At 60.7% G+C, this 26,363-nt stretch carries 24 protein-coding genes and 1 pseudogene; 17 read left to right on the top strand and 8 right to left on the bottom strand.

Annotation, left to right across the window (positions count from 1 at the left end; genetic code table 11):
* Together rpoZ and ACRYLT_RS04345 are read left to right on the top strand one after the other, a co-directional pair.
* The gene (gene rpoZ / locus ACRYLT_RS04350; RefSeq protein WP_482662883.1) at positions 1–345 is read left to right on the top strand and encodes a DNA-directed RNA polymerase subunit omega; all 345 of its coding nucleotides are present in this window, start codon (positions 1–3) and stop codon (positions 343–345) included.
* 105 nt (positions 346–450) lie between these two features.
* Positions 451–696 carry a hypothetical protein gene (locus tag ACRYLT_RS04345; RefSeq protein ID WP_482662882.1) on the top strand — a complete coding sequence of 82 codons (246 nt, stop codon included), beginning with the start codon at positions 451–453 and terminating at the stop codon, positions 694–696.
* A 63-nt stretch (positions 697–759) separates the two neighbouring features.
* Here ACRYLT_RS04345 and ACRYLT_RS04340 read toward each other — a convergent pair whose 3' ends face one another.
* Positions 760–1,224 (bottom strand): winged helix-turn-helix transcriptional regulator, encoded by a 465-nt coding sequence (locus ACRYLT_RS04340; protein ID WP_482662881.1) that lies wholly within the window; start codon positions 1,222–1,224, stop codon positions 760–762.
* 133 nt (positions 1,225–1,357) lie between these two features.
* Between ACRYLT_RS04340 and ACRYLT_RS04335 the strand changes: the two genes are divergently transcribed.
* The 8 genes from ACRYLT_RS04335 (at position 1,358) to ACRYLT_RS04300 (ending at position 9,790) form a co-directional block, all read left to right on the top strand.
* Complete coding sequence (locus tag ACRYLT_RS04335; RefSeq protein WP_482665391.1) at positions 1,358–3,448, top strand: RelA/SpoT family protein; 2,091 nt, start codon at positions 1,358–1,360, stop codon at positions 3,446–3,448.
* A gap of 8 nt (positions 3,449–3,456) precedes the next feature.
* Positions 3,457–3,915, top strand: coding sequence for a DUF411 domain-containing protein (locus ACRYLT_RS04330; protein ID WP_482662880.1), 459 nt, complete (start codon positions 3,457–3,459; stop codon positions 3,913–3,915).
* 10 nt (positions 3,916–3,925) lie between these two features.
* Entirely contained in the window at positions 3,926–5,020 is a 1,095-nt protein-coding gene (gene wecB / locus ACRYLT_RS04325; RefSeq protein ID WP_482662879.1) for a non-hydrolyzing UDP-N-acetylglucosamine 2-epimerase, read from the top strand.
* Between the two features lie 163 nt (positions 5,021–5,183).
* Positions 5,184–5,981 (top strand): tryptophan 2,3-dioxygenase, encoded by a 798-nt coding sequence (locus ACRYLT_RS04320; RefSeq protein ID WP_482662878.1) that lies wholly within the window; start codon positions 5,184–5,186, stop codon positions 5,979–5,981.
* A gap of 178 nt (positions 5,982–6,159) precedes the next feature.
* Entirely contained in the window at positions 6,160–7,431 is a 1,272-nt protein-coding gene (locus ACRYLT_RS04315; RefSeq protein WP_482662877.1) for a nucleotide sugar dehydrogenase, read from the top strand.
* Complete coding sequence (locus ACRYLT_RS04310; protein WP_482662876.1) at positions 7,419–7,571, top strand: hypothetical protein; 153 nt, start codon at positions 7,419–7,421, stop codon at positions 7,569–7,571. The genes ACRYLT_RS04315 and ACRYLT_RS04310 overlap by 13 nt, the downstream gene beginning before the upstream one ends.
* 167 nt (positions 7,572–7,738) lie before the next feature.
* Positions 7,739–8,917 (top strand): sugar transferase, encoded by a 1,179-nt coding sequence (locus tag ACRYLT_RS04305; RefSeq protein ID WP_482662875.1) that lies wholly within the window; start codon positions 7,739–7,741, stop codon positions 8,915–8,917.
* A gap of 261 nt (positions 8,918–9,178) precedes the next feature.
* The gene (locus ACRYLT_RS04300) at positions 9,179–9,790 is read left to right on the top strand and encodes a class I SAM-dependent methyltransferase (RefSeq protein WP_482662874.1); all 612 of its coding nucleotides are present in this window, start codon (positions 9,179–9,181) and stop codon (positions 9,788–9,790) included.
* 82 nt (positions 9,791–9,872) lie between these two features.
* Here ACRYLT_RS04300 and ACRYLT_RS04295 read toward each other — a convergent pair whose 3' ends face one another.
* The gene (locus ACRYLT_RS04295) at positions 9,873–11,048 is read right to left on the bottom strand and encodes a hypothetical protein (protein WP_482662873.1); all 1,176 of its coding nucleotides are present in this window, start codon (positions 11,046–11,048) and stop codon (positions 9,873–9,875) included.
* Between the two features lie 22 nt (positions 11,049–11,070).
* Positions 11,071–13,020 carry an asparagine synthase (glutamine-hydrolyzing) gene (gene asnB, locus ACRYLT_RS04290; protein ID WP_482662872.1) on the bottom strand — a complete coding sequence of 650 codons (1,950 nt, stop codon included), beginning with the start codon at positions 13,018–13,020 and terminating at the stop codon, positions 11,071–11,073.
* A gap of 244 nt (positions 13,021–13,264) precedes the next feature.
* Here asnB and ACRYLT_RS04285 point away from each other — a divergent pair, with 244 nt between their 5' ends.
* Genes ACRYLT_RS04285 through ACRYLT_RS04270 form a run of 4 tightly spaced genes read left to right on the top strand, consistent with a single transcriptional unit; the run spans position 13,265 to position 17,774 of the window.
* The gene (locus ACRYLT_RS04285; protein ID WP_482662871.1) at positions 13,265–14,443 is read left to right on the top strand and encodes a glycosyltransferase family 4 protein; all 1,179 of its coding nucleotides are present in this window, start codon (positions 13,265–13,267) and stop codon (positions 14,441–14,443) included.
* 4 nt (positions 14,444–14,447) lie between these two features.
* The gene (locus ACRYLT_RS04280) at positions 14,448–15,620 is read left to right on the top strand and encodes a glycosyltransferase (RefSeq protein ID WP_482662870.1); all 1,173 of its coding nucleotides are present in this window, start codon (positions 14,448–14,450) and stop codon (positions 15,618–15,620) included.
* Positions 15,617–16,720: a glycosyltransferase family 4 protein gene (locus ACRYLT_RS04275; RefSeq protein WP_482662869.1), complete on the top strand. Its 1,104-nt coding sequence runs from the start codon at positions 15,617–15,619 to the stop codon at positions 16,718–16,720. The genes ACRYLT_RS04280 and ACRYLT_RS04275 overlap by 4 nt, the downstream gene beginning before the upstream one ends.
* Positions 16,713–17,774, top strand: coding sequence for a glycosyltransferase (locus ACRYLT_RS04270; protein WP_482662868.1), 1,062 nt, complete (start codon positions 16,713–16,715; stop codon positions 17,772–17,774). Before ACRYLT_RS04275 ends, ACRYLT_RS04270 begins: the two co-directional genes overlap by 8 nt.
* 9 nt (positions 17,775–17,783) lie before the next feature.
* Here the strand turns inward: ACRYLT_RS04270 and ACRYLT_RS04265 are convergent, their stop codons facing one another.
* Positions 17,784–18,428 (bottom strand): class I SAM-dependent methyltransferase, encoded by a 645-nt coding sequence (locus ACRYLT_RS04265; RefSeq protein WP_482662867.1) that lies wholly within the window; start codon positions 18,426–18,428, stop codon positions 17,784–17,786.
* Positions 18,429–19,020: 592 nt separating this feature from the next.
* On the opposite strand from ACRYLT_RS04265, the gene ACRYLT_RS04260 reads away from it, so the two are divergent.
* Positions 19,021–20,106 carry an O-antigen ligase family protein gene (locus ACRYLT_RS04260; RefSeq protein ID WP_482662866.1) on the top strand — a complete coding sequence of 362 codons (1,086 nt, stop codon included), beginning with the start codon at positions 19,021–19,023 and terminating at the stop codon, positions 20,104–20,106.
* Positions 20,107–20,123: 17 nt separating this feature from the next.
* Here ACRYLT_RS04260 and ACRYLT_RS04255 read toward each other — a convergent pair whose 3' ends face one another.
* Genes ACRYLT_RS04255 through ACRYLT_RS04245 form a run of 3 tightly spaced genes read right to left on the bottom strand, consistent with a single transcriptional unit; the run spans position 20,124 to position 23,112 of the window.
* The gene (locus tag ACRYLT_RS04255) at positions 20,124–20,894 is read right to left on the bottom strand and encodes a class I SAM-dependent methyltransferase (protein ID WP_482662865.1); all 771 of its coding nucleotides are present in this window, start codon (positions 20,892–20,894) and stop codon (positions 20,124–20,126) included.
* Entirely contained in the window at positions 20,895–22,109 is a 1,215-nt protein-coding gene (locus ACRYLT_RS04250; protein WP_482662864.1) for a glycosyltransferase family 4 protein, read from the bottom strand.
* Positions 22,099–23,112, bottom strand: a complete 1,014-nt coding sequence (locus ACRYLT_RS04245; RefSeq protein ID WP_482662863.1) for an NAD-dependent epimerase/dehydratase family protein — start codon at positions 23,110–23,112, stop codon at positions 22,099–22,101. The genes ACRYLT_RS04250 and ACRYLT_RS04245 overlap by 11 nt, the downstream gene beginning before the upstream one ends.
* Positions 23,113–23,281: 169 nt before the next feature.
* Between ACRYLT_RS04245 and ACRYLT_RS04240 the strand changes: the two genes are divergently transcribed.
* On the top strand, positions 23,282–23,923 hold the full coding sequence (locus tag ACRYLT_RS04240) for a class I SAM-dependent methyltransferase (protein ID WP_482662862.1): 642 nt from the start codon (positions 23,282–23,284) through the stop codon (positions 23,921–23,923).
* A 76-nt stretch (positions 23,924–23,999) separates the two neighbouring features.
* On the opposite strand, the gene ACRYLT_RS04235 is transcribed toward ACRYLT_RS04240, so the two are convergent.
* Entirely contained in the window at positions 24,000–25,055 is a 1,056-nt protein-coding gene (locus ACRYLT_RS04235; RefSeq protein WP_482662861.1) for an acyltransferase family protein, read from the bottom strand.
* 386 nt (positions 25,056–25,441) lie between these two features.
* Between ACRYLT_RS04235 and ACRYLT_RS04230 the strand changes: the two are divergent.
* Positions 25,442–26,363 (top strand): annotated as a pseudogene (locus tag ACRYLT_RS04230) (hypothetical protein); the annotation flags it as partial.

Raw genomic sequence — 26,363 nt, 5'->3', positions numbered from 1 at the left:
ATGGCGCGCGTTACCGTCGAGGATTGCGTCGACAAGGTCCCCAACCGTTTCGAGCTGGTGCTGCTTTCCGCGCAGCGCGCCCGACAGATTTCCGGTGGCGCCGAACTGACTCTTGATCGCGATCGCGACAAGAACCCCGTTGTTGCTCTGCGTGAGATCGCCGAGGAAACGGTGAAGCCGCGCGAGCTGGAAGAGGCTCTCGTTTCCAGCCTGCAGCGCGTCCAGGTCGACGAGGATGATGTGGCCGACGAAGTCGGCTCACTCAGCCAGTCGGCGGAGGCTCTCCGACTCACTGCCGCCGCGCCGCAACGCAACAACAATGCCGGCGGCGATTACGACGCCTAGATCGGCCTTTGCTTGTTGATTCTTTGCTAGGACTTGGCGGCCCGAACACATGATGGTACGTCACGATTCTCAGCAGACACTTTTTGCCGAGACAGGGAGGCAGAATTGAACGCCAGGAAACTTACAACTCTATTGACGGCGGGCGCCTTGGCGATCGCTCCTGCGGCCGCTCAGGCCGCATCATCGTTGAGCGTCGCTCAGGCCGCCGATGTTCGAGCGGGAGCCGCGATGACCGACTCCAACGAACTGAACAGGACCGCTTCCATCGCGCTCGGCTTCCTGATCGTGGTTGCGATCATTGCCGTCGCAGTCTCAGGCGGCGACGAGGTCGATCGGCCAACCAGCCCCTGATTTCGAGGGATTGCGAAATGGTGAGCGCCTCCGTTCGGGTCCGTACGGAGGCGCTTTTCATATCTAGTCGTGGCTGAGTTCGCTCCGCTCGAGCCATTCCAGTTCATCCAGGGAAAGCCGCCGACCGTCCGCCGAGCGAACGGCCATCGGTGCGATCGGCTGCCGGTTTTGACGGTCTACCAGCACGATATCGCCAGGTGAGTCCGACACCCAGCGTTCTCCCCATTGACGAAGTGAAACGAGCACAGGCAGAAGGTCACGACCCTTCTCGGTCAGGTGATAGGCGATCTTTCGTCGGTCCGAGCAATCCTGCTCTCGAGCCAGGATTCCGTTCTCGACCAGCCTCGCCAGCCGGTTCGAAAGGATGTTTCTGGCGATCCCCAGCGTCGAATGAAACTCTTCGAAATGATGCAGCCCGTTGAAGGCGCCGCGAAGGATCAGGAAGGACCATCTTTCCCCGACAGCTTCAAGCGCTGCCGCGATCGAACATTGCCGCAGTAGTTGCCGATGGTGTTCGACGTCCAGCATTGGCGGTTCTGTGCCTCTCCGGATTGCACGATAAGGTCCTGAGCCAAGGTTTCAAACAGAAACTGGAGGACATTGCTTCGCCAGGGCGGATTTCCTGTTGCATGGAGCGGCTCCCGCACCCCATCTTGATGCTGTGCTTCGTCAGTACGAACTTGTCGAAAAGGTGAAGAGCTACGATCCCGAGGCGGACGAGGCGCTGATCAACCGCGCCTATGTGTTTTCGATGAAGGCCCATGGCAGCCAGACCCGTGCTTCGGGCGACCCCTATTTCAGCCATCCGATCGAGGTGGCGGGAATCCTCACCGACCTTCGCCTAGACGATGAAACGATCGTTACCGCCATTCTCCACGACACGATCGAGGACACGCTCGCGACGCCCGAGGAGATAAGAAGTCACTTCGGGCCGAGTGTCGCCCGACTGGTCGACGGCGTTACCAAGCTGTCCAAGATTGAGGCCCAGAGCGAGAGCCAGCGCGCCGCCGAGAATCTCCGCAAGTTCCTGCTCGCCATGTCGGACGACATTCGAGTGCTGCTCGTCAAGCTCGCCGACCGGCTGCACAACATGCGAACGCTCCACTTCATCAGGAATGAGGAAAAGCGCCGTCGCATCGCTCGTGAGACGATGGACATCTATGCGCCGCTCGCCGAGCGGATCGGCATGTACGAATTCATGACGGAGATGCAGACGCTCGCCTTCCGCGAGCTCGAGCCCGACGCGTACGAGTCGATCACCAAGCGCCTCGAACGGCTGCACGAGGGCGGAGGTGGAGACCTGATCCAGCGAATCGGCCGGGGTATAAAGGCTCATCTCGAGGCGAACGGAATCGCAGCGGAGGTTCAGGGCCGGGAGAAGCATCCTTATTCCATTTGGCGCAAGATGGCCGAACGTCACGTCAGCTTCGAGCAGCTGTCCGACGTCATGGCCTTCCGGGCGATCGTGGACTCGGTGGAGGACTGCTATCGCACTCTAGGCCTCGTCCATCAGCGCTGGCCGATGGTCCCCGGAAGATTCAAGGATTTCATCTCTACCCCCAAGCGCAACGGCTATCGCTCGCTTCACACGACGATCATTCACGACGAGCAGATGCGGATCGAGATCCAGATCCGAACGAGCGAGATGCATGCCCAGGCCGAGCATGGTCTCGCCGCCCACTGGGCCTACAAGGAAGGCGTGGTCGAAGCGAGCTCGGACCATCCATGGATCGCCGATCTCATCGAGATACTCGATCATGCGGGAACCGCCGAGGAACTGCTCGAGCATACCCGGATGGCCATGTACCAGGACCGGATCTTCGCCTTCACTCCCAAGGGCGAATTGATCCAGTTGCCGAAAGGCGCGACGCCGATCGATTTCGCCTATGCCGTCCATACCGATCTTGGCGACCAGACCGTCGGCGCGAAGATCAATGGCCGGGTGATGCCGCTGCGAACGCCGCTGAACAATGGCGATCAGGTGGAAATCCTCGTTTCCAAGGCTCAGCACCCGCAGCCGGCCTGGCTCAGCTATGTCGTCACCGGCAAGGCGCGAGCGAAGATCCGGCGCTGGGTGAAGTCGAAGGAGCGTGAGGAGACGATCGCCCTGGGCCGCAAGATCTTCGACGAGATCGTGCAGCGCCTTCCGGCGCCGCTCGGCTGGGAGGCGATGACGGAGGCCCTTCGCCGGCTGCACCTGCCCGACGACGCCGCTTTGATGGAGGCGATCGCGCTCAAGCGGATCGACGACATGGCGGTGATGGAGGCTCTGATGCCCGGCTCCGCAACGACCGAGGGCGTGAAGCCGCCGCCGCAGCGTACTGCCATCTCCATCAAGGGGCTGACTCCGGGAGTCGCCTTTCAGCTGGCCGAATGCTGCCACCCCATCCCCGGCGACCGGATCGTCGGTCTGCGCCGCGAGGGGGAGGGGATCGAAGTCCATGTGATCGGTTGCGACACTCTGGCGAACGGAGTCGATGCCGATTGGGTCGATCTCGCCTGGGGGGACGAGACCGATGGCGGAACGGCTCGCCTCGCCATCGTCATCAAGAACCAGCCCGGCTCGCTCGCCATCGTCGCCGGGATTCTCGGAAGCCACGGCGCCAACATCGTGAGCATGGACCAGACCGCCCGCGACGGCTCCTTCCACACCTTCCATCTCGACATCGAGGTGCACGATCTGCAACATCTGATGCGGATCCTCGCCGCGCTTCGGGCAACCGACGTGGTCGCCACCGCCGAACGGCTTTAGGAGAAGAAATGGATCGCAGAACCTTTCTGGTCACGCTTGGGGCGGCGGCCATCGCGGTTCCGAGCGTGGGGTTCGCTCAAGGTTCCCGCGGCATCGTCATGTGGCATGCGCCGGGCTGCGGCTGCTGCCTCGAATGGGTGCGGCGGATTCGCGCCGCGTTCGGTGTGACGCCCTCTGTCGTTCAGGCGGACGACATGACCGCGATCAAGCGGGCGCGGGGCGTGCCCGCCGATCTCCAGAGCTGCCATACCGCTCTCGTGGCGGGCTATGTCATTGAGGGTCATGTTCCCCCGGCCGACATCCAGCGCCTGATCCGAAGCCGCAACCGCGCGATCAGGGGCCTGGCTGTTCCGGGGATGCCGATGGGCTCGCCGGGGATGGACGTGGGTCACGAGCGGCGTGATCCCTATCAGGTCATTGCCTTCGCTGCCGACGGACGACGCTCCGTCTTTGCGCGGCACGGCTGAACGCGACCAGATGGCCCAGTTCGTCCACCTCATCGCTGCCGCGCGTCCGAACTTCATGAAGGTGGCACCCCTTTGGCATGCCCTGTCGCGGACGAGCGATTTCAAGCCGGTGCTCATTCATACCGGGCAGCATTACGACGCGAACATGTCGGAGCAGATCTTCGTCGATCTCGGCCTTCCGCAACCCGATCACCATCTGGGCGTCGGCTCGGGAACCCACGCCGAGCAGACCGGCCGGACGATGATCGCCTACGAACGCATCGCCGCCGAGGATCGACCAGACTGGATCGTCGTCGTCGGTGACGTCAATGCCACGGTGGCTGCGGCCATGGTCGGAGCCAAGCTCGGCATCCGTGTCGTCCACCTTGAGGCCGGGCTCCGAAGTGGCGACCGCTCGATGCCCGAAGAGATCAATCGGCTTGTCACGGATGCCATTGCGGACGTGCTCTGGACGCCGTCGCCCGATGCCGATGCGAATCTGGGCGCCGAAGGCGTTCCGGACGAGCGGATCAGCCGTGTCGGGAATATCATGATCGACAGTTTCGAGATGGTCCGCCCGCGAATCGAAGCGCAGCGCATTGCCGAAGAACTTGGCCTGGCAAGAGGCTCCTATGCGGTCGTGACTCTGCACCGGCCCTCCAATGTCGACGATCCTGCCAAGCTCGAGATGCTGGTAGAAGCGCTCTGTCGGTTGCAGGCGGAGCTGCCGATCGTCTTTCCGGTTCACCCGAGGACCGCCGAGCGGCTCGCCCGATCCAAAAGCGCGGATCGGCTTCGGCGTGCCGGAGTGAAGACGGCCGAGCCGCTGCCCTACATCAGGTTCATGAACCTGGTGATGGGGGCGGCCGCAGTGATAACGGACAGCGGCGGAATCCAGGAGGAAACGACCTATCTCGGAATTCCCTGCCTGACTTTGCGCGAGAACACAGAGCGGCCGATCACGATTACGGAGGGGACGAACCGGCTTGTGCAGCCTCACTCGCTGATCCATGCGTTGCGCGAAGCTCTCGATCGCGGGCGGAGCGATCGCAAACCTGACCGCTGGGACGGAAGAACCGCGGAACGCTGCATCGAGGACCTGCGCCGCCGAGCGGCTTCGAACTGAGACGGGAGCCAGCCGCCGGAGGTCGTGCCCGCCCGACTCTCCAGTTCGGCAGCCTATATCCCCGGAAGGGAATCCTCGAGCGCTGACCGCCGCGACGCCGGAAGGGGCTTATGATCCACAACTTACATTTCTCGCTCCCCGAGCCGCGTGTTAGAGCGCCCCTATGAGCGACGCCAGCAATATGACCTATGGGGGCTATCTCGACCTGGATACGCTTCTCACGGCACAGCATCCCATCTCCAGGCATCACGACGAGATGCTGTTCATCATCATCCATCAGACCAAGGAGCTCTGGCTCAAGCAGATCATTCACGAACTAAGGTTGGCGATCGACCTGATCCGCCGGGACAATTTGATCGAAGTTCACAAGAACTTGTCCCGCGTGTCGCGGATCCAGGCGGTGATGACCTTGAGCTGGGATGTACTCTCGACGCTTACGCCGGCGGATTACCTCAGGTTTCGAAGCGTGCTCGGTAAGTCGAGTGGCTTCCAATCCGCTCAGTTCCGGCTGATGGAATTCTTGCTTGGACTGAAGGATAGCCGTCATCTAACGTGGCAGGCGGAGACGTCGAAGGCTCACGAATCGCTTTCCGAAGCTCTGAAGCGTCCGGGGCTCTGGGATGTGGCTAATGCCGCACTTGCTCGGTCGGGTTTTGACCTCCCAGTAGGCGTACTTGAGCGGGATTGGAGCTTGGCGTACCAGCCGAGCGAGGCGGTCGAGCAATCGTGGGCCGAGGTCTATCGTCACACGGATCGACATTGGCCGCTATATCAATTGGCCGAGAAGCTGATGGACATCGACGATGCACTCGCAGTTTGGCGACACAAACATGTTGTGACAGTTGAGCGCGTGATCGGACTCAAGCGAGGCACAGGCGGAACTCCGGGAGTTCCTTACCTTGAGTCTACCCTCTCCAAACGTGCCTTTCCCGAGTTATGGCGGCTCAGAAGCAATCTTTAGATCGGCCGGGCGCATCCTGTCCTCAATGCTGTTGAACGTCCGAACGCCGATACAAGAGTGGTTTGAACCATGCAGGTTGCCGCGGAGCATCGACTTGGCTAGTCGACGCGCCGCTTCACTTCGCAGGCGATGGCGTCCAAGGTACTGACACACCAATGAACGGGGATAAGTAGCGAGATTGGGCCAGACTAAGATAGTTGTCGTAGGGTTAGGGTACGTGGGATTGCCCCTCGCTGTGGCACTTGCAAGGCAGTTCAGGGTTGTCGGATTTGATATAAATCCTGAACGGATCGAGCAGTTGCGTCGCCACGAAGATCGCACCGGCGAGATTGATGCTGAGGCGCTCAAACGTTCTTCGATTATGTTATCAAGCAATCTCGAAGACTGTAGGGGTGCTGACCTCTACATCATAACAGTCCCTACACCGGTAGATGCAGGCAATCGTCCTGATCTGACGCCGCTGCTGGCCGCTTCAGAAGCGGTCGGCCGCCTGCTTCAAGGTGCCCGGGAACAGATTGTCGTGTATGAGAGCACCGTTTATCCCGGTGTGACTGAGGAAATATGCGGTCCTGTTCTCGAGCAAGTCTCCGGCCTAGCGATGGGCCGTGACTTCTTCCTTGGCTATTCGCCGGAGCGAATCAATCCTGGCGACCGTGAACATACGATTGACCGCATAATCAAAGTGGTTGCAGGGCAAACAGAAGCGGTCACCAGTCGCTTGGCAGAAGTTTACGGAGCAGTGACAACGGCCGGGGTCTTCTGCGCGGCTTCGATCAAAACAGCCGAAGCGGCCAAGGTGATCGAGAATGCGCAACGGGATATCAACATCGCTTTCATGAACGAAATCACTCAGATCTTCTCGAAATTGGACATCTCGATCTGGGATGTATTAGAAGCCGCTGGAACTAAGTGGAATTTCCTTAAGTTTCAGCCTGGTTTGGTGGGTGGACACTGCATTGGGGTTGATCCCTACTATTTGAGCTATAGGGCGCAGGAACTCGGTCATCAGCCCGAGGTGATCCTAGCGGGGCGATCCATCAACGACGGCATGAGCCGTTGGGTGGCTGACCGGCTTCACGAGCAGTGTGGAGGCAAGGCTGGCGAGGCGCTTGTTTTGGGGCTCACCTTTAAGGAGGATGTGCCGGATCTCCGGAACAGCAAAGTTGTGGATGTAGTTCGTCGTCTGAGCGAACTCGGTCATGGCGTAACAGTTCATGATCCCAGGGCTGACCCAGGCGAGGCCTTGCACGAATATGCTCTCGAGGTGGACCAGACTGCCTTACAGCGGAGTTATGATCTTGTTGTCGTCGCAGTGCCCCATCGGGAATACCGAAATCTGCGCGCTGAGGAGATACGGCGACTCGTGCGCACTGACGGTTGCATCGCCGATCTGAAAGGGATTTGGCGACAACATGACTTTGGAATTGGCGTCCGGCAATGGACGTTTTGATTTCGATTGCAGGCGCACTGATGAACTATATCCTGCTGACTGCCTCTAACGGTCAGCATCCCCTGGCTTCGCTGACGGCTTCGGCCTACGCCCCTTATGTTGATCGAGCCGATGGCGACTGGTGGGCCCGGACGCGATGAGCTAGGTTGCCGCCCCTGTCCCCCGCCAGGATAGGAAAGGGATAAGTCTGTATCAGCGTACAATCATGAATGGCGCACGGAGCAGCATGCCTGCCCGACCGCTAAGCCAGCGTCTACGAGTTCAGCTTGGCGGAGGTTTCCTCTGCGCAGTCGCACTGCCGTTGCTCATGCGCGTCGTTCTTCAACCGTCGCTGACCGAGGCCGAGATCATCTGGACCACGAGCGCCGCAAACGCGTTTGCACTGGCGCTCGGCACATATGCCTACAGAAATCTTACCGTCTATCCAGGGCTGCGCTCCAGCAACTTCATTCTGCCGGCATTCTCCATCGGATGGGCACTCGTGCTGGCGTTCTTCTTGATGACTCGATCCGACTACAGCCGCTTCCTCCTTGTCGCCGGGTACGCCGGTAGCTTGATCTGGTTCTTCGCGCTGGTCGCGTTTTCAAGCCGGACAAGGAGGCTTCGCATTGCCGTCGTGCCCTTTGGTGACACAGGAAGTCTTCGTGACATCAGGCAGGTTGAGTGGATCGAACTGCGAAGACCAGAGCTCGCGCCGGTCAGTTTCTGTGGCGCTGTGGTGGCAGATTTCCAGGCGGACCTTCCAAGCAATTGGGAGAGGCTCCTTGCTGACAGTGCCCTATCCGGAATAGCTGTCTACCACGTGAAGCAGTTGCGGGAATCGCTAACGGGTCGCGTGCAAATAGACCATCTGTCGGAGAACAACTTCGGCTCGCTTGTGCCGGCACTTATGTATAACAAAGTCAAACGTCTGCTTGACATCATTGCAGTCGTTGCCATTTTGCCGTTGCTGTTACCGTTCTTGCTTCTTGTAAGCGCGCTGATCAAGTACGACTCCCCCGGACCAGTCCTCTTCAGGCAGAGGCGGGTCGGTTACAGAGGGAACGTGTTCAACGTCTACAAGTTCAGAACTATGTATCATTCTGGAACCGGCGACGCTGGCAACCGCCGTGAAGCTATAACTAGTCAAGACGATCCGAGAGTGACCCGGATCGGTCGGATCCTCAGGCGTACCCGGGTGGACGAGCTGCCGCAAATTATCAACATCGTGCGCGGAGAAATGAGCTGGATCGGACCGCGTCCCGAAGCGGAAGTGCTCTCCAGCTGGTACGAGGCCGAAATACCATTCTATCGATATCGTCATATCGTACGACCAGGCATCTCCGGCTGGGCGCAGGTCAATCAAGGCCATGTAGCGGAAGTCACGGAGATACATTGGAAACTGCAGTACGACTTTTACTATATTAAGAACTTCTCACCATGGCTTGATATCATTATTGCAATCCGAACGATCACCACCATCCTGACGGGCTTTGGCGCAAGGTAACGTCCGCAAACCTAATTATATCTTAAGCAAGAGTCGCTTTCCGGTATCGTCGCCAAGAGATGCGGGCTATTTCTCAGAAAGCATAGGCTGTGATCAATTGGTTTCAGGACAATGATCAAGAAGTAGAATGATCCGCGCTATATCCAAGCAGGTCGGCTACGTGCATCGATTGCAAATGAGGGTCCTCGCGAGTAACTTCAGTTTCGGCAATCCGTAGACACTGGCCCGCCGAACTTCATTGATACTACGAACAGGAAATATATGGACAGAATAGGTTTCGGTGCGCAGATCATCTGGGGGCTCCAGGGTGTAGAGAGCCTCTTGGATGTGGGGTGTCGCGATGCCAAGCTTGCGGATATCATCCCTGCAGGCATTGACTATTATGGTGCTGACTTGGTCGCGACGACTGACAAGGTGAAGTATGTTGGTGACTTCGCAACAGTTGATTTCAGGAGGACCTTTTCAGCAGTGGTCGCGCTGGACATTCTTGAGCACACTGAGAAGCTTTCCGCCAATTTCGATAGGCTGGCGGGACTGGCAGACAAGTTTCTTATAGTCAGCCTGCCGAATTGCGCGGATCTCCAGACACGAGTTCGGTTTCTGCGGGAGGGCCGACTGGGAGGAAAGTATGATTTCGACGGGTCGGACCCACTTGATCGACATCGCTGGATCATGAACTTTCGCGAGATCAACCAGTTCTTTCAACGCAAGGCGGCCGAATTGGCCATGCAGGTTGAGGTTCGAGCACTGACATACGGGTCGAGCGGAAACCTGACGCTCACCGGGTGTATCGGACGGCTTGCTGCGCGGCTGCTTCCACGTTCTCTCACCACATCGACGGTCATCGCTGTCTTCTCCAAGCCGGTTGGCTGACGACGTAGCTGCGGTCAACCCGCGGAAGCGCAGCATCCGCGAGCCATCAAAGACCGCTCGAGTATGGCGGGGATCAAACGGACTACTGTCCGCGGCGGAGCCGATAGGTCAGCGCCGCAACGGTCTGGGCCAGCACGTGCGCCAAAACGTAAGCGGGAGCGAAATCGATCTTCAGAGTCTCGAGGAGGAGGAAGACGGCGACGAGAGTTAGCAGGAATGAGGCCAGAGAGATCGTAACTCGAGCAGGAACGTTTGCTGCATAGGCGTCCGAACGATAGCCGATCTCCACTACATAGGGATAAGCGAACAGGCTGGCGACGAAGCAAAGCAGCACGGTCGCGCCGTCGATCCCGGTTTGGAAGGTCAGCAGCAGACTGGCGACGAAGACCGCCGCCTGTGCGAGGACCGCGAGCAGGATGAGGTGGCGAGTGCGCTGCGCTGCCGCCCGTGCGCGGTTCTCGAAATTGGCTAGAATCGCTTCGACCGTTCTGAGCTGCCCCATCACGGCTTCGACCCCGCGCATCGCCAGCAGATAGCGGGCGAGCTCCACCCGATCTGCGATCGCGAACGAGGCAGCGATCGGCATGAACGCGTCGCGCAGCCGTTTTAGAACGGTATTCGGGTAGTAACCATAATATTCAGAGCGACGAGCGTAAAGCGCCGCCAGAGACGCGAAATGGCCGCGTCGGACGAACAGCCGTGCCTCGCCGCGCATCAGCAGCAACCATCCGAGCACCGGGACGAGCGATCCGATCGCGATCGATGCCCACAGAACATCGATCTGCGGCAGCGCGAGGAGGGTCAGCCCGGCCGTTGTGAGGCCAAGCCGTAGTCCTGCCGACAGCGCCATCAGCTGATAGAATTCCTTGATACGATTCTCGGCCTGAAGCTTTATGTCGAGATAGCGCTGAGCTGCCACGTAAATGGCATAGGCGGCCATCCAAGGCGAATATCGTGAAAAGAAGTCGGTGGCCGCCATCGCCGCCCAAGCTATGAGGCAAAAGATCGCGCTGACCAGAGCGAAGGTGGCGAGATCGGCGGTCAGTTCCGGCCTACGCTGCGACTGGAAGATCGAATGTGGGCTTGGCACCACCTCGAGGCAGACGATGATGATCGACAGTTTGTAGAAATCGACAGTGAAGTCCGCGTAAACGACGGGGCCGGCAAGGCGGACGATCAACAGCGTGGTGGCAAGCTGAAGCAGCGACGCCGCCGCCGAATAGCCGATGCTTTGGCGAAATAGGGCGAGTAGGGACATCGCGCTAGTGAGCGTCAACCGCTCAGGCGGCTAGCGCGGCAGCGCCGCTTCGCTCGGCGTGCCGCCACGCTTCGAACATCAGCACCGGCCAAAGCCGCGAAGTCTCGTCAGAGCGACCCGAGCAATGGGACTGCCAAGTGGATTTGATCAGCGCGGAGTCGAGAACTCCGAGAGTCGAGAGCTGCTCATCAGCCAGGAGCGCCTCTGCCCAATCCCGCAGCGGGCCTCGCAGCCAAGACGAAAGGGGGATTGCGAAGCCTTGCTTGGGGCGATCGATCAGTTCCGGCGGAAGCAACGGTGCCACGGCGTGGCGGAGCAGGATTTTGCCCCGGTTTCGATCGAGTAGCGCAGAGTCAGGCAACGACCAGGCGAAGGCGAAGACTTCGGGGCTGAGGAACGGAATTCGGGTTTCGAGAGCAACCGACATGGCTGCCCGGTCAACCTTAGTGAGGATATCGTTTGGAAGATAGCCCAGCGTGTCGCCCAGCATCATTCGCCGAGCAAAGGATAACTCTTCCGCACCCGGCAACTCGGCATTCCGGGCACGACCGCCTGCGGCGGCAGGCCGCACCGACAACAGCCGAGCATACAGGTCCGCTGGGGTGTCGCAATCCACCAGCCCGAGCGCCTTCTCAATTCTCCCAGTCCTTTCCCCGCCCGCAGCCGTGATCCGGCTCACCAGATCGGCAAGTCTCGCTTGGCCGAGCGCTCGGACCGCTCCGGCAGCCGCCCGGCGGAGCGGACGCGGGACGGCACGCAGCCGGTTCCAAATGGCTGGACCTGCTCGGTAGCGGACATAGCCACCGAAAAGCTCGTCGCCTGCGTCGCCGGAAAGCGCGACGGCCACCTCGCCTCGAAGCGCGCGCGACAGGATTGTGGCGTTGATCTGGCTCGAGTCGGCAAATGGTTCGTCGTAGACATGCGCCATCTGCGGCACGGCCTCGACGATCTCCGCCGCTCCGAGACGAATTGTGGAGTGACAGGTTTCAAGATGCTCGGCCACCTTGGCCGCATAGGGGGCCTCGTCGTACTGCCGGTCCTCAAAGCCGATCGTGAACGTTCGCAGCGGAGTGGGCGAAGCGGCTTGGGCGAAAGCGCAAATCGTCGAGCTGTCGATGCCGCCCGATAGCATCGCTCCCACGGGAACGTCCGCCACCAGCCGCCGCCGCACGGATTCTTTTAGGAGTTCAGCGAGACGTCGGGCCGCGTCATCGGTCGTTCCTCGAAACGGATTGGCGACTCCTTCCGCCGCGATCGAGCTAGGTGACCAGTAGCTTTCCGGTGCATTTAGTCGGCCGGCGAGCAGGTCCTCGCTCGAAATGGAGATGCAGTGGCCGGGCTGCAGCTTTTTCACCGAGCGATAGATTGATAGTGGCGCCGGAATGCAAAGTTCTCGAACCAGATAGTTGAGGGACTCGCGGTCCCAATCGCCCAATCCGTCGGGAGCCGCGGCACGCAAGGCCCGAAGCTCGGACCCGAAAAGCAGACGCCTGCCGATAAGCCCGTAGTAAAGCGGCTTTTCGCCGAACCGATCACGAGCCAGCGTCAGGCGTCTCTCGACTCGATCCCAAAGGGCCAGAGCCAACATTCCGTCAAGCCGAGTGAGTGCTGCCTCTAAACCCCAATGTTCGACTGCCGCGAGCAGCACCTCGGTGTCGGAGCCGCCGCGCCAGGGATGGCTCCAGCCCCCCGCGCGAAGCTCTTCGCGCAACTCCCTATAGTTGTAGATTTCGCCATTATAGGTGATGACATAACGCCCTGACGCGCTCGCCATCGGCTGGGCTCCGGCCTCGCTAAGATCGATAATGGCCAGCCGGCGATGGGAGAGCGCAACCCCGCATTCCGCATCGGCCCATACGCCTTCGCCGTCGGGGCCACGATGAGCTATAGCCCGCTGCATCCGGCCCCCAACGGCGGCAAGTGCGGTATGTGACATCCGCTCGACCGACCAGAGTCCTGCGATCCCGCACATGCGGTTATCGGTGTGCTTGCTGTCGCTTCATGAGGAGTCGGGGACCTACGCAGACCGACAGCGCATGGCAAGCGCAAAGCCGCGCCCGCTTGTATTCAGGACTGTTTTTGCTAAGCCCCGCTCGTCCGCTGGCGTGCCTCGCCAGCAGGTTCGAATTGGCAATTCGCCTGTGGCCGGAAATCGACCTTCTGCCGGCCTCGCCGGAGCCGCGGTCGAACGTGGGATCATCAGAAGGCAAACCGGAATGACAGTTGTGGCGTGGAGTACCCGAAGCCGCCGCGCGGCAGCCGACCCAGGCAAGAAGCTCGTCTACGTGCTCAATTATGTCAGCCCGAATGACAGCCAACACTTCGTCCACGTTTTTCACCTGCTGAACCGGTTGACCGCTGCGCATGGCTGGTCGGTCGTCCTTCTCAGCGAAAAGGGCGGTAAGGGGACCAGAAATGTATTCGGTCTCGAAGTCAGATATCTGTCGGAGAGCGGCGGCCCGATAAGGCTGTTACGCTTCGTCTATCAGCTCTATTCGTTGCGCAGGGCAGGTGTTCGACTGGTCTTCGTTCGGATATCCAAGCCGCCCGCGGTTCTTTCCGCCCTTCTCACATGGCTGCTGGGAATCCGGTCGCTTTACTGGCAAAGTGGCACGATTCGTGACTTTGATCGTGCCCGGCCCTTCCACAAGCGAGCCTTCGATGACTTGATGATGTGGGTGATCACTCGCTTGTCGAGTGCCTTCGTTACCGGCCCGGAATCTATGCTCGATTATTATCGGCAGCATTATGGGGTGGCCGAAAGCAGGCTTCGGCTTCTGTACAACGATATCGATCTGGACCGCTTCAAGCCGGCTGACACCGGAGAGCGGGGCGAGGTTCGAATTCTTTTCGTTCACCGTTTTTCGCCGGTTCGGCGAAGTCTCTTCTATTTCCCTGCCATCCTTGAGCGCCTCAATCGGGCGGCTTCGGCTGGCCAGCGGACAATTCTCGAAATGATTGGTGATGGACCAGAGCGAGAGTTGTTGCAGTCGCAGGCGTCCTTCGCCGCGGATGGAGTGACTGTGAACTTCAGGGGCAGCGTCGCCAATCTCGAACTCCCCAACCATTATGCGGCCGCCGACATCTTCATCATGCCGACCTATCGGGAAGGAATGCCCAGAGCACTGATGGAAGCGATGGCGGCCGGATTGCCAGTCGTCTCGACGGACGCTGGAGGCAGCGCCGACATGGTGGGGCCTCTGCAAAGGGAATTCGTCGTGTCGCGGGACGATCCAGAGGCGTTTGCCGATCGCCTGCTCGAGCTGATCGGCGACCCCGCGACACGCCGTCGCGTCGGCGAGGAGAATCGGCAATGGGTCACTCGTTACTCGACGGAAGCGGTAGCCGAAATGCTCGACGCGCTGCTGACTGCGGAACTCAATAGGGTGCGCTAGGGAGGTGAGCGAAGCAGCAGTGCACAGGGCAGATCTTGCTCCACTAAGCGTGCTGCACATCGGCGCCGGTCGTTATCGTCCGGGCGACCGTGATCACTCGACTTTTGCCATTTGGCGCGAACTGGCAAGAGGCTTTGCACGATACACCGTGGTTGGGCGAAGCACCGAGAAGCGGCGCTCGAGAATGACCGAGGGCAGTTTGGACATCCGCTTGCTGCCAAGCCGGACCAGCCGCGAGCGCGAGTTCCTTGCTACCCAGTTTCGCGCCGTTCCAATCGCTCGGGAGAGCGCCGCCGAGATTGTTGTCGCTCAGTGCCCAATGCTGGGAGGACTGGCTGGCTTGGCCGTTCGGCAGCGCCAGGGGGCCAGACTTTTGGTTGAACTCCATGGCCTTCACTATTTCAGCGACGCCTCGCCAGGATCTTCGGATTGGTTGACCCAGAAGATCAGCGCTTACGTCCTCGCGCGAGCCGACCGTATCCGGGTTCTCAGCTACGGGATGCGGGGGCGGCTGCTCGACCGCTACGGCGAGGCGCTCGCGGGCAAGGTCGCTATCGTCCCGCCGCGTGTCGATCTCACCCGCTTCAGGTACCAGAAGCAGGACTACGCCCTTAGCGGACCACCGAAGCTGGCGATGAGTGGCGCGGTGAACGACAATAAGGGTCAGCTGCGTCTGATCCGCGCCGTGCTGGAAGCCGGGCTTGAGATAGAGATATGGATCTTCGGTGAGGGGCCGCAGCTTGAGGCGTGTCGAGCGGAGGTTCATCGCAGCGGCGCCGAGAATAGGGTCCGCTTCTTCGGGTCGGTCAGTCACGAGCAGCTGGCGGAGTGGCTCCCACAGGCCGACTTCCTCGTCCAATACTCTCGGCGGGAAGCAACCCCGCGGGCCCTTCTGGAGGCTATGGCGGTCGGTCTGCCGGTCGTGACGACGAACGCGGGCTTCTGCGCGGACTTGGTCAGCGACGGCATTGAGGGTCTGGTAATCGAGGTCGATTCATCCGAACAGCTTGTCGACCGACTTGGAAGACTGACGCAGGATGTCGGATTACGGGCTAGATTGGGGAGGAGTGGGCGACGCCGGGTGCTCCAGGACTTCGATGCCGCCACTGTCTTCGAGTCCTACCGCCGGTTGATCCGCGAGACGGCCACGGGCGAAGGTCGGTTTCACTCACCGTGACCGCTCCTCCCGGCCCTTTCGCCTTCACCGTCGTGCGAAGCTACTTCCGCCTGCCGCCGGAACCCGGCGGCATGGAGGAGCATATTGCCCAGCTCACTCAAGCTCAGCGCGAGCTTGGGGTCGCTGTCATCAATCTCTTCAGTTCGGGGCAGGCGTCCGGACCCTCCGTCCGGGTGCTTCCCGGCCGCGATCTGCTCTCGGTGCGACCGGGGCCGCTGCGTAACCTCCTGTTCTACGGCGCGGCCTTTCGCCATCATGCCGAAATGCGCTCCGCTCATCCAACGATCCTGCATGCCCATGGCGACTGGAGCGACTTCATTCTGGCGAAGCGGCTAGCCAGGCGGATCGGAGCGGCGGCCGTGGCCGCCTCGCTGCACGACCGGATTGCCCGATCGAGAGGACGGCTTTACCGCTGGGCGCTGCGCGGCTGCGATCCCATCTTCACGACCGGAAAGAGCGACCAGTCCTTCCTTGAGGAATTGCTCGGCCGCCCGGTAACTCATTTGTCGAGCGCGCCCCGGGATCTGTTTTTCTCGGCGGCCCCGGCGGCCCGCAGCCACCGCTACGATGTGGTGAGCGTCGGAAGCCTTGTGCCGAAAAAGGCGCCGCAGCTGGTGCTCGATTGCGCCAGGCTGCGACCGGACCTCCGCTTTGCGCTCGTCGGCGACGGCGAGCTTCTCTGCTCGGTTGCAGAGCGGATCAGGACCGAGGGCATCGCCAATGTCGATCTTCCTGGCCGACGCTCCGTCGAGGAAGTGATCGCCATTTTGCGGACATCACGCCTGTTCCTCTCCACGGCGTTGCTGGAGGGGACGCCTACGGCTGCGCTTGAAGCCATGGCGGTGGGTCTGCCAGTCGTGCTGACCCCATCAAACGATTATCGCTGGCTTATTCGCGACGGCTGCAACGGATTCATCACCAACGGCTGGGACGCGAGGGAATTGGTCGCAAGGATCGACGACATTCTCTGTGACGAAGGGCGCAGGCGCGCCATGGGAAAATGCGCCAGCGTCGAGGCGGCGAAACACAGCTGGAAGCAGAAGGCGCTTCTCGTCACCCGATCGATGGACGAACGGCTTCGAAGGCATCATCGTGGCTGACCGGCCGATTCGAGTCCTCCAAGTGATTACCGGCCTCGGCACTGGCGGCGCCGAACGCATGCTGCTCAACTTGGTCTCGCATCTGGATCCGGACCGGTTCGAGATTCGCATAGCTGCTCTGCTTCCCGATCTCAGTGGCCTGACCACCTATGGTCACGGACATCGTCCCGTCGAGGTTTTCGACTTCCGGGGGATGAAGAAGCTAAGCGCTGCGTCGCGGATGCGCCGATACATCGATGCGTTCCGGCCGGACGTCATCCACGCACACATGTTTCACGCGCTCGCTGCGACGTTCCTGGCAAGCGCTCCCCGCTCCCCGGCTGCGGCCGTTTGCTTCACCAGTCACCTCAACCGCTACAGCCCACCGCGAGCGGCGATCGTCCGAGCGCTCCGACGCTGGCGCCACACCGACATCATTTTCGTAGAAGGCCAGCATCCGGAGTTGAACGCCGATCGAACGCTTGTCGTCCCGAATGGAGTGCTCTTCGGAGACGCATCCCCGCGCCGGGAGTGGCAGGATCGTGGGCCAAGGCTTTTGGCAGTTGGACGCATCGCCGATCAGAAAGATCCGCTAGGAATGCTGGAGAGCTTTTGGCGGGCTTCGATTGCTGGCGCAACGCTCGAATTCGTCGGCGATGGCCCGCTCCTGCAGCAAGCCAAAGCGCTCGCGAAGCGATTGGGGATCGATGACGCCGTCAGCTTCCATGGTGTCCGGTCCGATGTCGCCGAGCTGATGCGCGCTGCAGACTTGATGGTCATGCATTCGAAATATGAAGGAATGCCCATGGCTTTGCTCGAAGCGGCGGCTGAGGCCATGCCGGTGGTGGCAACGCCGGTCGGGTCCGTCGCCGATATGCTTGCCGATGGGCGCGGTTATCTTGCCGAGCCTGCGCAGTTCGCGGAGGCGCTTCGTCGAGCGGCGGCGGACCCGCAAGCCGCCATTGAGAGGGGTCGTCGCCTCCATGCCTTCGGCCGCGTGAACTATTCCCTCCAGCGTGTCGCGGACCTGCACGGAGAAATCTACGTTGCAGCCGCCGGATCGGCGCGCCGGTAAAGAAGGCCGTCAATGAGCGGCGATGTGGCCCTTCCAGGTGAGCTTCCCGTCTACCAGCTCCTTATAAGCCTTCGGCCCATATTGAAAATCGGGGATGGGACGAAGCATCATGACGGTTACCGGCTCAAGACCCGTGCGCAGCGGACGACGGACGCCCGCCAGGAACGGCGAGTACCAATCGACGAGTTCGTACCCGGCGAATTCCACCGTATATTTCAATGTCGCAAAGGTGAAGAAGTTGACGTGATCCTGCGAAAGATAACCGTAGAAGTAATTCAGGAAGGTGCGACGAGCCACCGGTAGCCTTCCCAACAGGTTAACCAGCGGCACCCCAAGGAACAGGATGCCATTCGATCTGAGGGTCCGACGCAGGTTGAGAAGGAACTCGTGGGGATTTAGAACGTGCTCGAAGACATCGCTGCACCATACGTAATCAAAGCGCGATTGAAGCCCCTTCTCCTCGAGCATCGCGACGATGTCATTCTGAAAGTTCCAGCGGGCGAAGTGTTTGCCTGGAGGGACTTTCACGTCCTCACCGTCGATCCCGACGGACCCGTCTGCGAAATGCCGCAAATGTGGGACGCGTACCCCGCACCCGACGTCCAGGACCGGAAGGCGGCGAACGTCGGGATACAGCTTGAGGACGTGCGCCATCCGCCTGGTCATCGGCATCTCTGGAACTGAGGAACACATCCGGCACGGCTCCAGTCGGACATTGGGACGCTGTGGGTCATCGCTGCGATAGCGACGGCCGGGGTATAGGGTCGCGGTCGCGCATTCGCAATCGCGGCCTGCCGCGGATTGCGGTCGACTCGCTCTAACGCCTTGGAGACCCGACCGAACCTGGGGTAGGCGCGCGGTCCAACAGATGCTACCAGAGCGCCCTCGAGCGCCGTTTTTTACGGCGTCGAGGCTCGAACGCTCAGGCACCACTCTTCGACAGGATTGCAATGGCCGAGTCTGTATATCGTGTCGCGTGCGCTTGGTTGACTCGGCGCTCGTCCAAAGCCTGAATGATCGGATCGAACTCACGGTGAACCCTTCAATGTGCAATGAACGGCAGAGGGTCTGGGCGCTCGACCTTTCCGGCTGGGCGATGTCATTGGCAATCGGCTATGGTCCATTGATCGTCGCTATCGCGGCATATTTCGCTCTGGCGATCGGGACCTTCCCGCTGCTCTTCATTCCTGCAACGGTAGCGATTGCCGGCGTTCTTCTTCGCCCGGCCGCAATGCCTGCGCCTAGGATGGAATCGGGAGGCGCGGCAAGTTTGCTCCTCGGCCTATTCTTGCTCGCCATGACCGCCACGACCCTACGAGCACAGTTGGTGGATGTCCGCCTTGATCACGACGCCATGTGGCGGCAGCTCTTCCTTGCCTTGCTTCCTGCGGTCCTGTTTTGGGGTGCTCGCGCCTGGGCCGTCACTTCATTCAGCGTTGGCGCCATCGACCGGGGCGCCGACATCCTGCTCGCGGTGTGCGCTGCATCGATCGGCCTCGAAATGCTCGGGTTCGCACAGTACGAGGCGTTCGGCTCGCGCTATTTCGGCTTCGTTGGGGATCAGGTCGCCTGGATCGTCTCGTTCCTCGCGGTTTACTGTTTCGTGCGCGGCAAGCTCATCTGGTTCGCCGCCTGCCTTGTGCTGCTGTTCGCGACGCTTTCGCGAGCTCCCCTCCTGATCGTGTTGATCGGAATTGCCTTCCAGGTCCTGTTCACTCGCACGGTCGATCTTAGGACCTTCTGGATCCGCTTTGGCACCCTGCTGATCGGCACCGCCGCCTGGTTCATATTCCAAGACGCGATAACTGCATTCATGGAACGCCTCTACGGCCTCAATCTACTCGAAAACGATAGAACCCGGACGATCGCCTTCACCCTTCGGGTATTTGAGCAGAGCGAGATTTTCGGATCTGGCTACAACTCCCACACCTATTTCTTCCGCCCGATCCAGCCTGCGGTCAATTATACTCAGCAGCTCTGGGCCACCCCCGTTAGCAGCTGGGCGCAGATTCTTGCCGACGGTGGAATCGTTGCCTTCGTCCCGTTCGTGCTGTGGACTCTCGTTTGTCTCTGGACGTGCGTGCGGACTCTACGGGTTCGACGGAGTGATCGTGAAGCGCGTGCCCTGATGGGCCTTGCCGCCTGGTTCATAGCGTTCCTTCTGTTCAATCACAGCGCCGCTTGGTTGTTGCCTTCGTCGCTGCTCAGCCCGTTAGTGTTCGTCGCCGGCGGCATCGTCGTCGGAAGGGCGTCCGCTTTTATGCATTCGGCGGAGCCCCGCCTGTTTCGTGCCCCCGTTCATCCTGCCGCCGGGCCGCCCCGTTATACCTGAGTGCAGTCGGCCATGGGCTAATGCGAGCCGGCGCACTCGGGCGTTTCCGCAGTCACCACGAAAAGGTTTGCCGCGCTTCCGATGAGACGCGACAGATGGCGGCGATGTTGGATCGAAAGCCGATTGGCGAACAGCATGTGGCCGGTGTGGAAGAGCCCGATCGGATGCTCTTCGATCACCCGGAAGCCATGCTTTCTGAAGCGACGTCGCCAATAGGCGCTCGAGAAGGTCCAAAGCTCCGAGAGGCCCTCCGGCGAGGTGCCGTGGCCGATCGGAAGGATCGATCCGGCAAATGCCTTGGTCTGTTCCTTGATGACCGCCAAGCGGGAGTGACCGGGCGTCGGCCGCAGCATCCGACCAGCAGCTGTGGCCGCTATCATGGCGGCGTTAGGATAGCCCGACAGAAAGGTCCACGCCCGCCACGCAACCGACGGCATGATGTGAATGCCGATTCCTCCGGGGCGGCATATCCTGTGGAACTCCCGGGAGATGGCTGGAAAGTTGTCGACATGCTCAAGAACGTTAGACGAGAAGATCACGTCCACCGATCGATCGGCGAGTGGGATGTTCTCGCCGTCATAGTCGGTGATCGGGAAAACGCGCGATTGCGCGTAACCTGACGACGGGAGGTCGACGGCGATAACGTCAAAACCCAATTCGGACAGTCGCTTCGCCTGCAGGCCAGTCCCGGCGCCGAACTCGAGCAGCTTGGCGCCCGCCGGCAGATGCTTTGCCGCGACGAGGAGTTCCTCTCGCCTCAGCTCATCCAGGAAATCGATCGAGAACATTCACATCACCTGCGCCGTGGAGCGATCTCGTAGCTTCCCCCATTGGACATCGGCGGGTCCCCCGCCCTTGGAGCAGCGGCCCTCCACGGCGTCAGCAGTGACTCTGGCGACGGTTCCGAGTTCGTATTGCTCCCGGCAACGCTGCAACCCCTTCTCGCCCAGGCGACGTACCCGATCGAGATCTCCGCCTAGCTCGATCATCGCCGCAGCGAGCGCTTGCGGATCACGTGGCGGCACGAGCAACCCGTTCACGCCCGGCGTGACGGTCTGCCTGCATCCGGCGACGTTCGTCGTGATGACCGCCCGGCCGGTAGCCATCGCTTCCAGATTGGTTCGAGGAATGCCTTCCCGATAGGAGGGAAGAACGAAGACGTGGCAGGCGGCGAACTCCTCCCTCGGATCGGCCAGGCGGCCTCGAATCTCGACAAGACCTTCATTCCGCCAGGCGGCCACCTCCTCAGCGGTGATCGCCGCGGGATTGTGCGGATCGCTGTCGCCGACGAGGACGAAGCGGGCTTCGGGAAGGACAGCCTTGACCCGCCGCGCCGCCTCGACAAACTCGCGAACGCCTTTGTCGCGCAGGAGCCGAGCAACCATCAGGTAAGTCAGTGGCAATGGCGGCAAGGGCGCGGGCGAGAATCGGTTCAGGTCAATCCCGGAGCCATTGACGACCTTTGTCTCTATTGTGCGAGGGAGCGCGCCTCGTTGGATCAGCGCGTCCCGATCGTCGGGATTCTGGAAGATAACGGTGTGTGCCCGGCCCAGTGCGAGGCGATAGCCGAGCGAAGCGAGCAAGGATGCAAGCTTGCGCTTGACGCCCTCGCCTCCGATGAACGCGTAACCCAGCCCCGGGATCATCGCGGTCCGCCTCGGTATGCCGGCGAGCCAACCGAGCAGGGTGCCGTAAATCACGGGCTTTAGCGTGTGTACGAACAGTAGCTGGGGGCGCTCGTTGCGTAGCACGCGCCAGGGCACGGCGAGGTTGACGAGGTCCGACAAGGGATTGAAGCCCCCGCGCTTCAGGGGCCAGTCCACGAACTCGAAGCCAGCGCTTCGAAACAGCTCCGGATGGAAGCCCGTCGGCGCTGTCGCGACGGCGACGATCCGGTAGCCGCGCTTGTGCAGTTCATTCATCAGCGGCAAGCGGAACCGATACATATAGTCGGCGTCTGCCCCAAGGAAGACCGCCGTCTTCGACCGATCCTCATCCTGCATAATGTTCCCGATACCACTGGACGAACGCCGGAACGCCTTTTGAGACAGGGGTCTCCGGAGCGTAGCCCGTCAGCGCTCGCAAGAGATCGGACGAGGCTTCGGTCATCGGCACGTCCCCCGGCTGCATAGGGAGTAAGTTGAGAACCGCCGCCCTTCCCGTAACCCGCTCGATCTCCTTGATGAAATCGGTGAGTTTCACCGGGCTGCCTTGGCCGATGTTCACCACTCGAAACGGAGCGACAGGAGACAGGCTGTCGACTTCGGCAACCCTGACCTTGCCGGGAACGGCCTCTGTCAGCCGGACCACCGCCTCCGCCAGATCCTCGACGAAGGTGAAGTCGCGCATCATGTCGCCACGATTGTAGACGTCGATCGGCTCTCCCGCCAGGATCGCTCGAGTGAATTTGAAGAGCGCCATGTCAGGACGCCCCCACGGCCCATAGACCGTGAAGAATCTGAAAAACGTCATCGGGATGTCGAACAGATGCGAATAGCTGTGGCCCATCAATTCGGTCGCGCCCTTCGTTGCCGCGTAGAGCGAGAGCGGAGTGGCGCAAGGCTCGGTTTCGCGGAACGGCATGTCGCGATTGGCTCCGTAGACGGAGCTCGTCGACGCGGCCAGGAGGTGCCTCAGCCGATGGCGCCGGGCAAGCTCGAGAAGGTTGAAGGTGCCGATCAGATTAGCACCGATATAGCTTTCCGGATGGTCGATGGAATAACGCACGCCCGCTTGTGCGGCGAGGTGGATGACGATATCCGGCTCGAAACCTGTCCACGCCGCTGACAAGGCTTCCTGGTTCTCTATGGATATCCGCGACAAATAGAATCCAGGGTGGTTTGACAGATAGTCGGTGCGGCGCTCTTTCAGCTGAACGTCATAATAATCTGAAAAGTTGTCTACACCCAGAACTTCGCATCCGGCTTGCAGAAGTCTTGTCGATACGTGGAAACCGACGAAACCGGCTGACCCGGTGACTAGAACTCTACTACCCCGACCAATCATGCTGTAAATCCACTTCGAAGTCCAGGCTGCAGCTACCCGAGACGCATGCCAAGCTCAACCCTGAGTTCGCTCGCCCGCGGATGGGCGAAGGCAAGCCCTTGTGGCGATCGGCGGCGCTTGACCCTAGACTGAGCGACGGCCATCAGCCCCGCCGAGCAGGAGGTGTCAGGTGATCAAAGCGGGCCGGCCGTGGAAGACTTTCAGGAGCAAGCTCGAATGGGCGGTAAAAGATGCCGTGGATGTGCTCGACATCGGCACCGACCAGCGTTTCAGCAAGGAGCTGCGCCCGCTGGAGTCACTTTTCGCCGGCAAGGCGTACAAGGCAGCCGGTTATCGGCCGAGCGACCGCTACGGAGCCTATAATTGCGACCTCGACCTCGACATATGCCGGATCGATCAGCCGGATAGCTCGTATGATTGCGTCATCTGCCTGGAAGTGCTCGAGCACTGCGCCGATCCGTTCGCAGCGGCGACGGAGCTCGTGCGCATCCTTCGGCCGGGTGGAACCCTGTTTTTGACGGTGCCGTTCCTTACCGGTTATCACGGGTCGCTGACGTCCGCGTCCGGAGCCCATGATGACTATCCCGACTTCTGGCGCTTCACCCATCAGGGGCTGGAGCGGCTATTTTCAAGCCTGATCGAGCTTCAGGTGCAGCCTTTGGATGGACCGCTTGAGTTCAGAATCAGATCGACCCCACTGATCCGCCTGATCGATCGCTTCCCTCTTCGCCAGATTGTCGACCGACTGGACCGGCCGAGACGCGGTCACAGCACGACCCGACATCTCGTCACCGGGCGCAAGCCCGCTTAGCCTCGCGCCGCAAACGCGCAGCGCGCGCTTTTGCGATCGTCGGCCCCACGCTTGACATGAGCAGTCGGTGCTCGGGTCAGGGCACGGTTGCAGGAACCTGACGCTTGGCTCGGCCGAGCATCCATCTTCTTATCGGGGCATGGAAATAATATTCCAGAGCAAGGCTGAGCCCGATGAGCAGCAGGATGAAGGCAATGCCAGGCCAGGGGGCGAGGGGTTGGAGGTCGATCCCTAGATAGAGAAGGCCGCCATAGCTGAGCCGGTAAAGGCGATTATGCACGGTGTAGAGGGCATAGGAAGCGGCGCCTAGCTTGTCGCAGATCCAGCCGAGCACCTGTCCCGGCTGTACGCGCGAACCGAGGAGCACGAACCACGGAAGAACGAACAGGACGACCAGCAATTCGGTCACGGGGGCCAAGGGAAGGAAGAGCAGGGCCGGCAGCGCTGCAATCAGCAGCAGCGGAGGCAGGTTGGGCAATGCCCAGACCTTGTGGAACCGGTAAAGGAGCAGACCTAGGCAGAAGGAGTAGCTCACTCGGAACACGCCGCCAACGAAGGTATGCCAAGAGGTGCCGAGCCCGACCAGCGAGTTCCAATAGAACACGCTGACCGCAAGCCCGAGCGCAGACAGCGCAATGACGGTTATCAATGTTCGAAGCGCACCGAGCGGCCGCCAGAAGAAGGCCCAGACGATGTTGATGAGTAGCTCGAAGCCTATCGACCACATTACTCCGTTCAGCGGGTAGAGCGTATTCCCTCCTGGTGTCGGGAGCATCAAAAGCGCAAACGGCAGCGTGGCGAGCAACTTCTCCCACGACCAGTCGAGCGATCCCTGGCCGAGACGGATCGTGACCATGGCCTCGACGACCCCGAGAAGGATGCCGAGCAGATAAAGCGGGTAAAAGCGGATGATGCGCGCTTTTATGAATTCGCCCGCAGTCATCCCTGCGGCCAGCCTGTCGGCATACGCATAGGCCATGACGAAGCCAGACAGGACAAAGAACAGGTCCACCGCCAAGGCGGCCGAACTCCAGGTCATGTCGCCGATATAGCGATAAGCGTGGAGCACGACGATCGAGAGCGCGGCCACGCCCCTGAGGCCGTCGAGCGTGACGTAAGCGCGGTTCGTCATAGTGCGGGAGGAGCGTCTTGATCAGTTTCGATTGTCGGTTCCTCCACCCACTCCCCAGGCCCGACTCGTCGCATCTTCACCCCGCACCAACGAAACGGCTGTGCCAGCCATCGGGCCACCTGACCGCCTGCTTTCTTGACCGGTAGTGACCAAAGGAGCGGCAGAGCACAGCAAGCTCGATGCGACGGCATGGCCGACCTGGTCCTCGAAATCAACCGCAACCGGTATTTCCACCTAAGGGGCGTTCCGCTCGCTTGCGCGTGCTAACGTTGAAATGATTAGCCTTTGTTCAGGTCCAACATGATAACGGGGCGATCCATCGACGCGGTTCTTGGCGACGGATCGGCGGTATCATCTAATAATCTTGCAGCGCGGGCGGGTGAAAAGTGAAGAATTCGGCTCCTTCTTCGATCCTGGTGAATGGTGGTCCTGGCGACGACACCCTCGTGGGCGACTCGGGCGACGACGTCCTGATCGGTGGCGCCGGGAATGACACTCTGGACGGACGTGGCGGGGCCGATCGAACGGAGGGTGGGCCTGGCGACGACACGCACTTTGTCGACAATGTCGGTGACGTTGCGATCGAGTTGGCGAATGAAGGCTATGACCGGGTGATGACCAGCGTCAGCTACGCTCTTGGCCCGCACGTCGAGCATCTGCAGGCAGGCGACCTTGCCGCGACATCGCCTTTGACGTTGGTCGGGAACGAATTGGCGAATGTCATCTACGGCAATGCCGGCACCAATGTCATTCGCGGCGGCGGCGGCGCGGATTTCATGGGCGGCTTCGGTGGCGACGATGAATATCATGTCGACGATGCCGGCGATTCTGTGTTCGAGCGGGCGAACGAGGGTTATGATCGGGTGATCACCTCGCTCAGCCACGCCCTCTCCGCTCATGTCGAACAGCTTGAGGCGGCAAATCCCGAGTCGACCTCTCCACTTCGGCTGGTCGGCAACGATCTTGCCAACATCATCTACGGCAATGCCGGCAACAATTTCATCTTCGGCGGCGGCGGCGGCGACTTCATGGCCGGGTTCGGCGGAGACGACGACTATTATGTCGACAATGCCGCCGATTCGGTCCTCGAGCAGGCCAATGCCGGCTTCGACCGGGTGATCACGACGGTAAGCCACATTCTGTCGAACAATATCGAGATGCTGCAAGTGTTCGATCCCGCGAGCACGACGGCGCTGCGCCTGGTCGGCAACGATCTTGCCAACATCATCTACGGCAATGCCGGCGACAATTTCATCTTCGGCGGCGGCGGCGGCGACTTCATGGCCGGGTTCGGCGGAGACGACGACT

Source organism: Sphingosinicella sp. SM1-17, assembly GCF_056821765.1.
The sequence above is the reverse complement of the archived record's forward strand: the minus strand, read 5'-3'. Positions and strand labels throughout refer to the sequence as shown.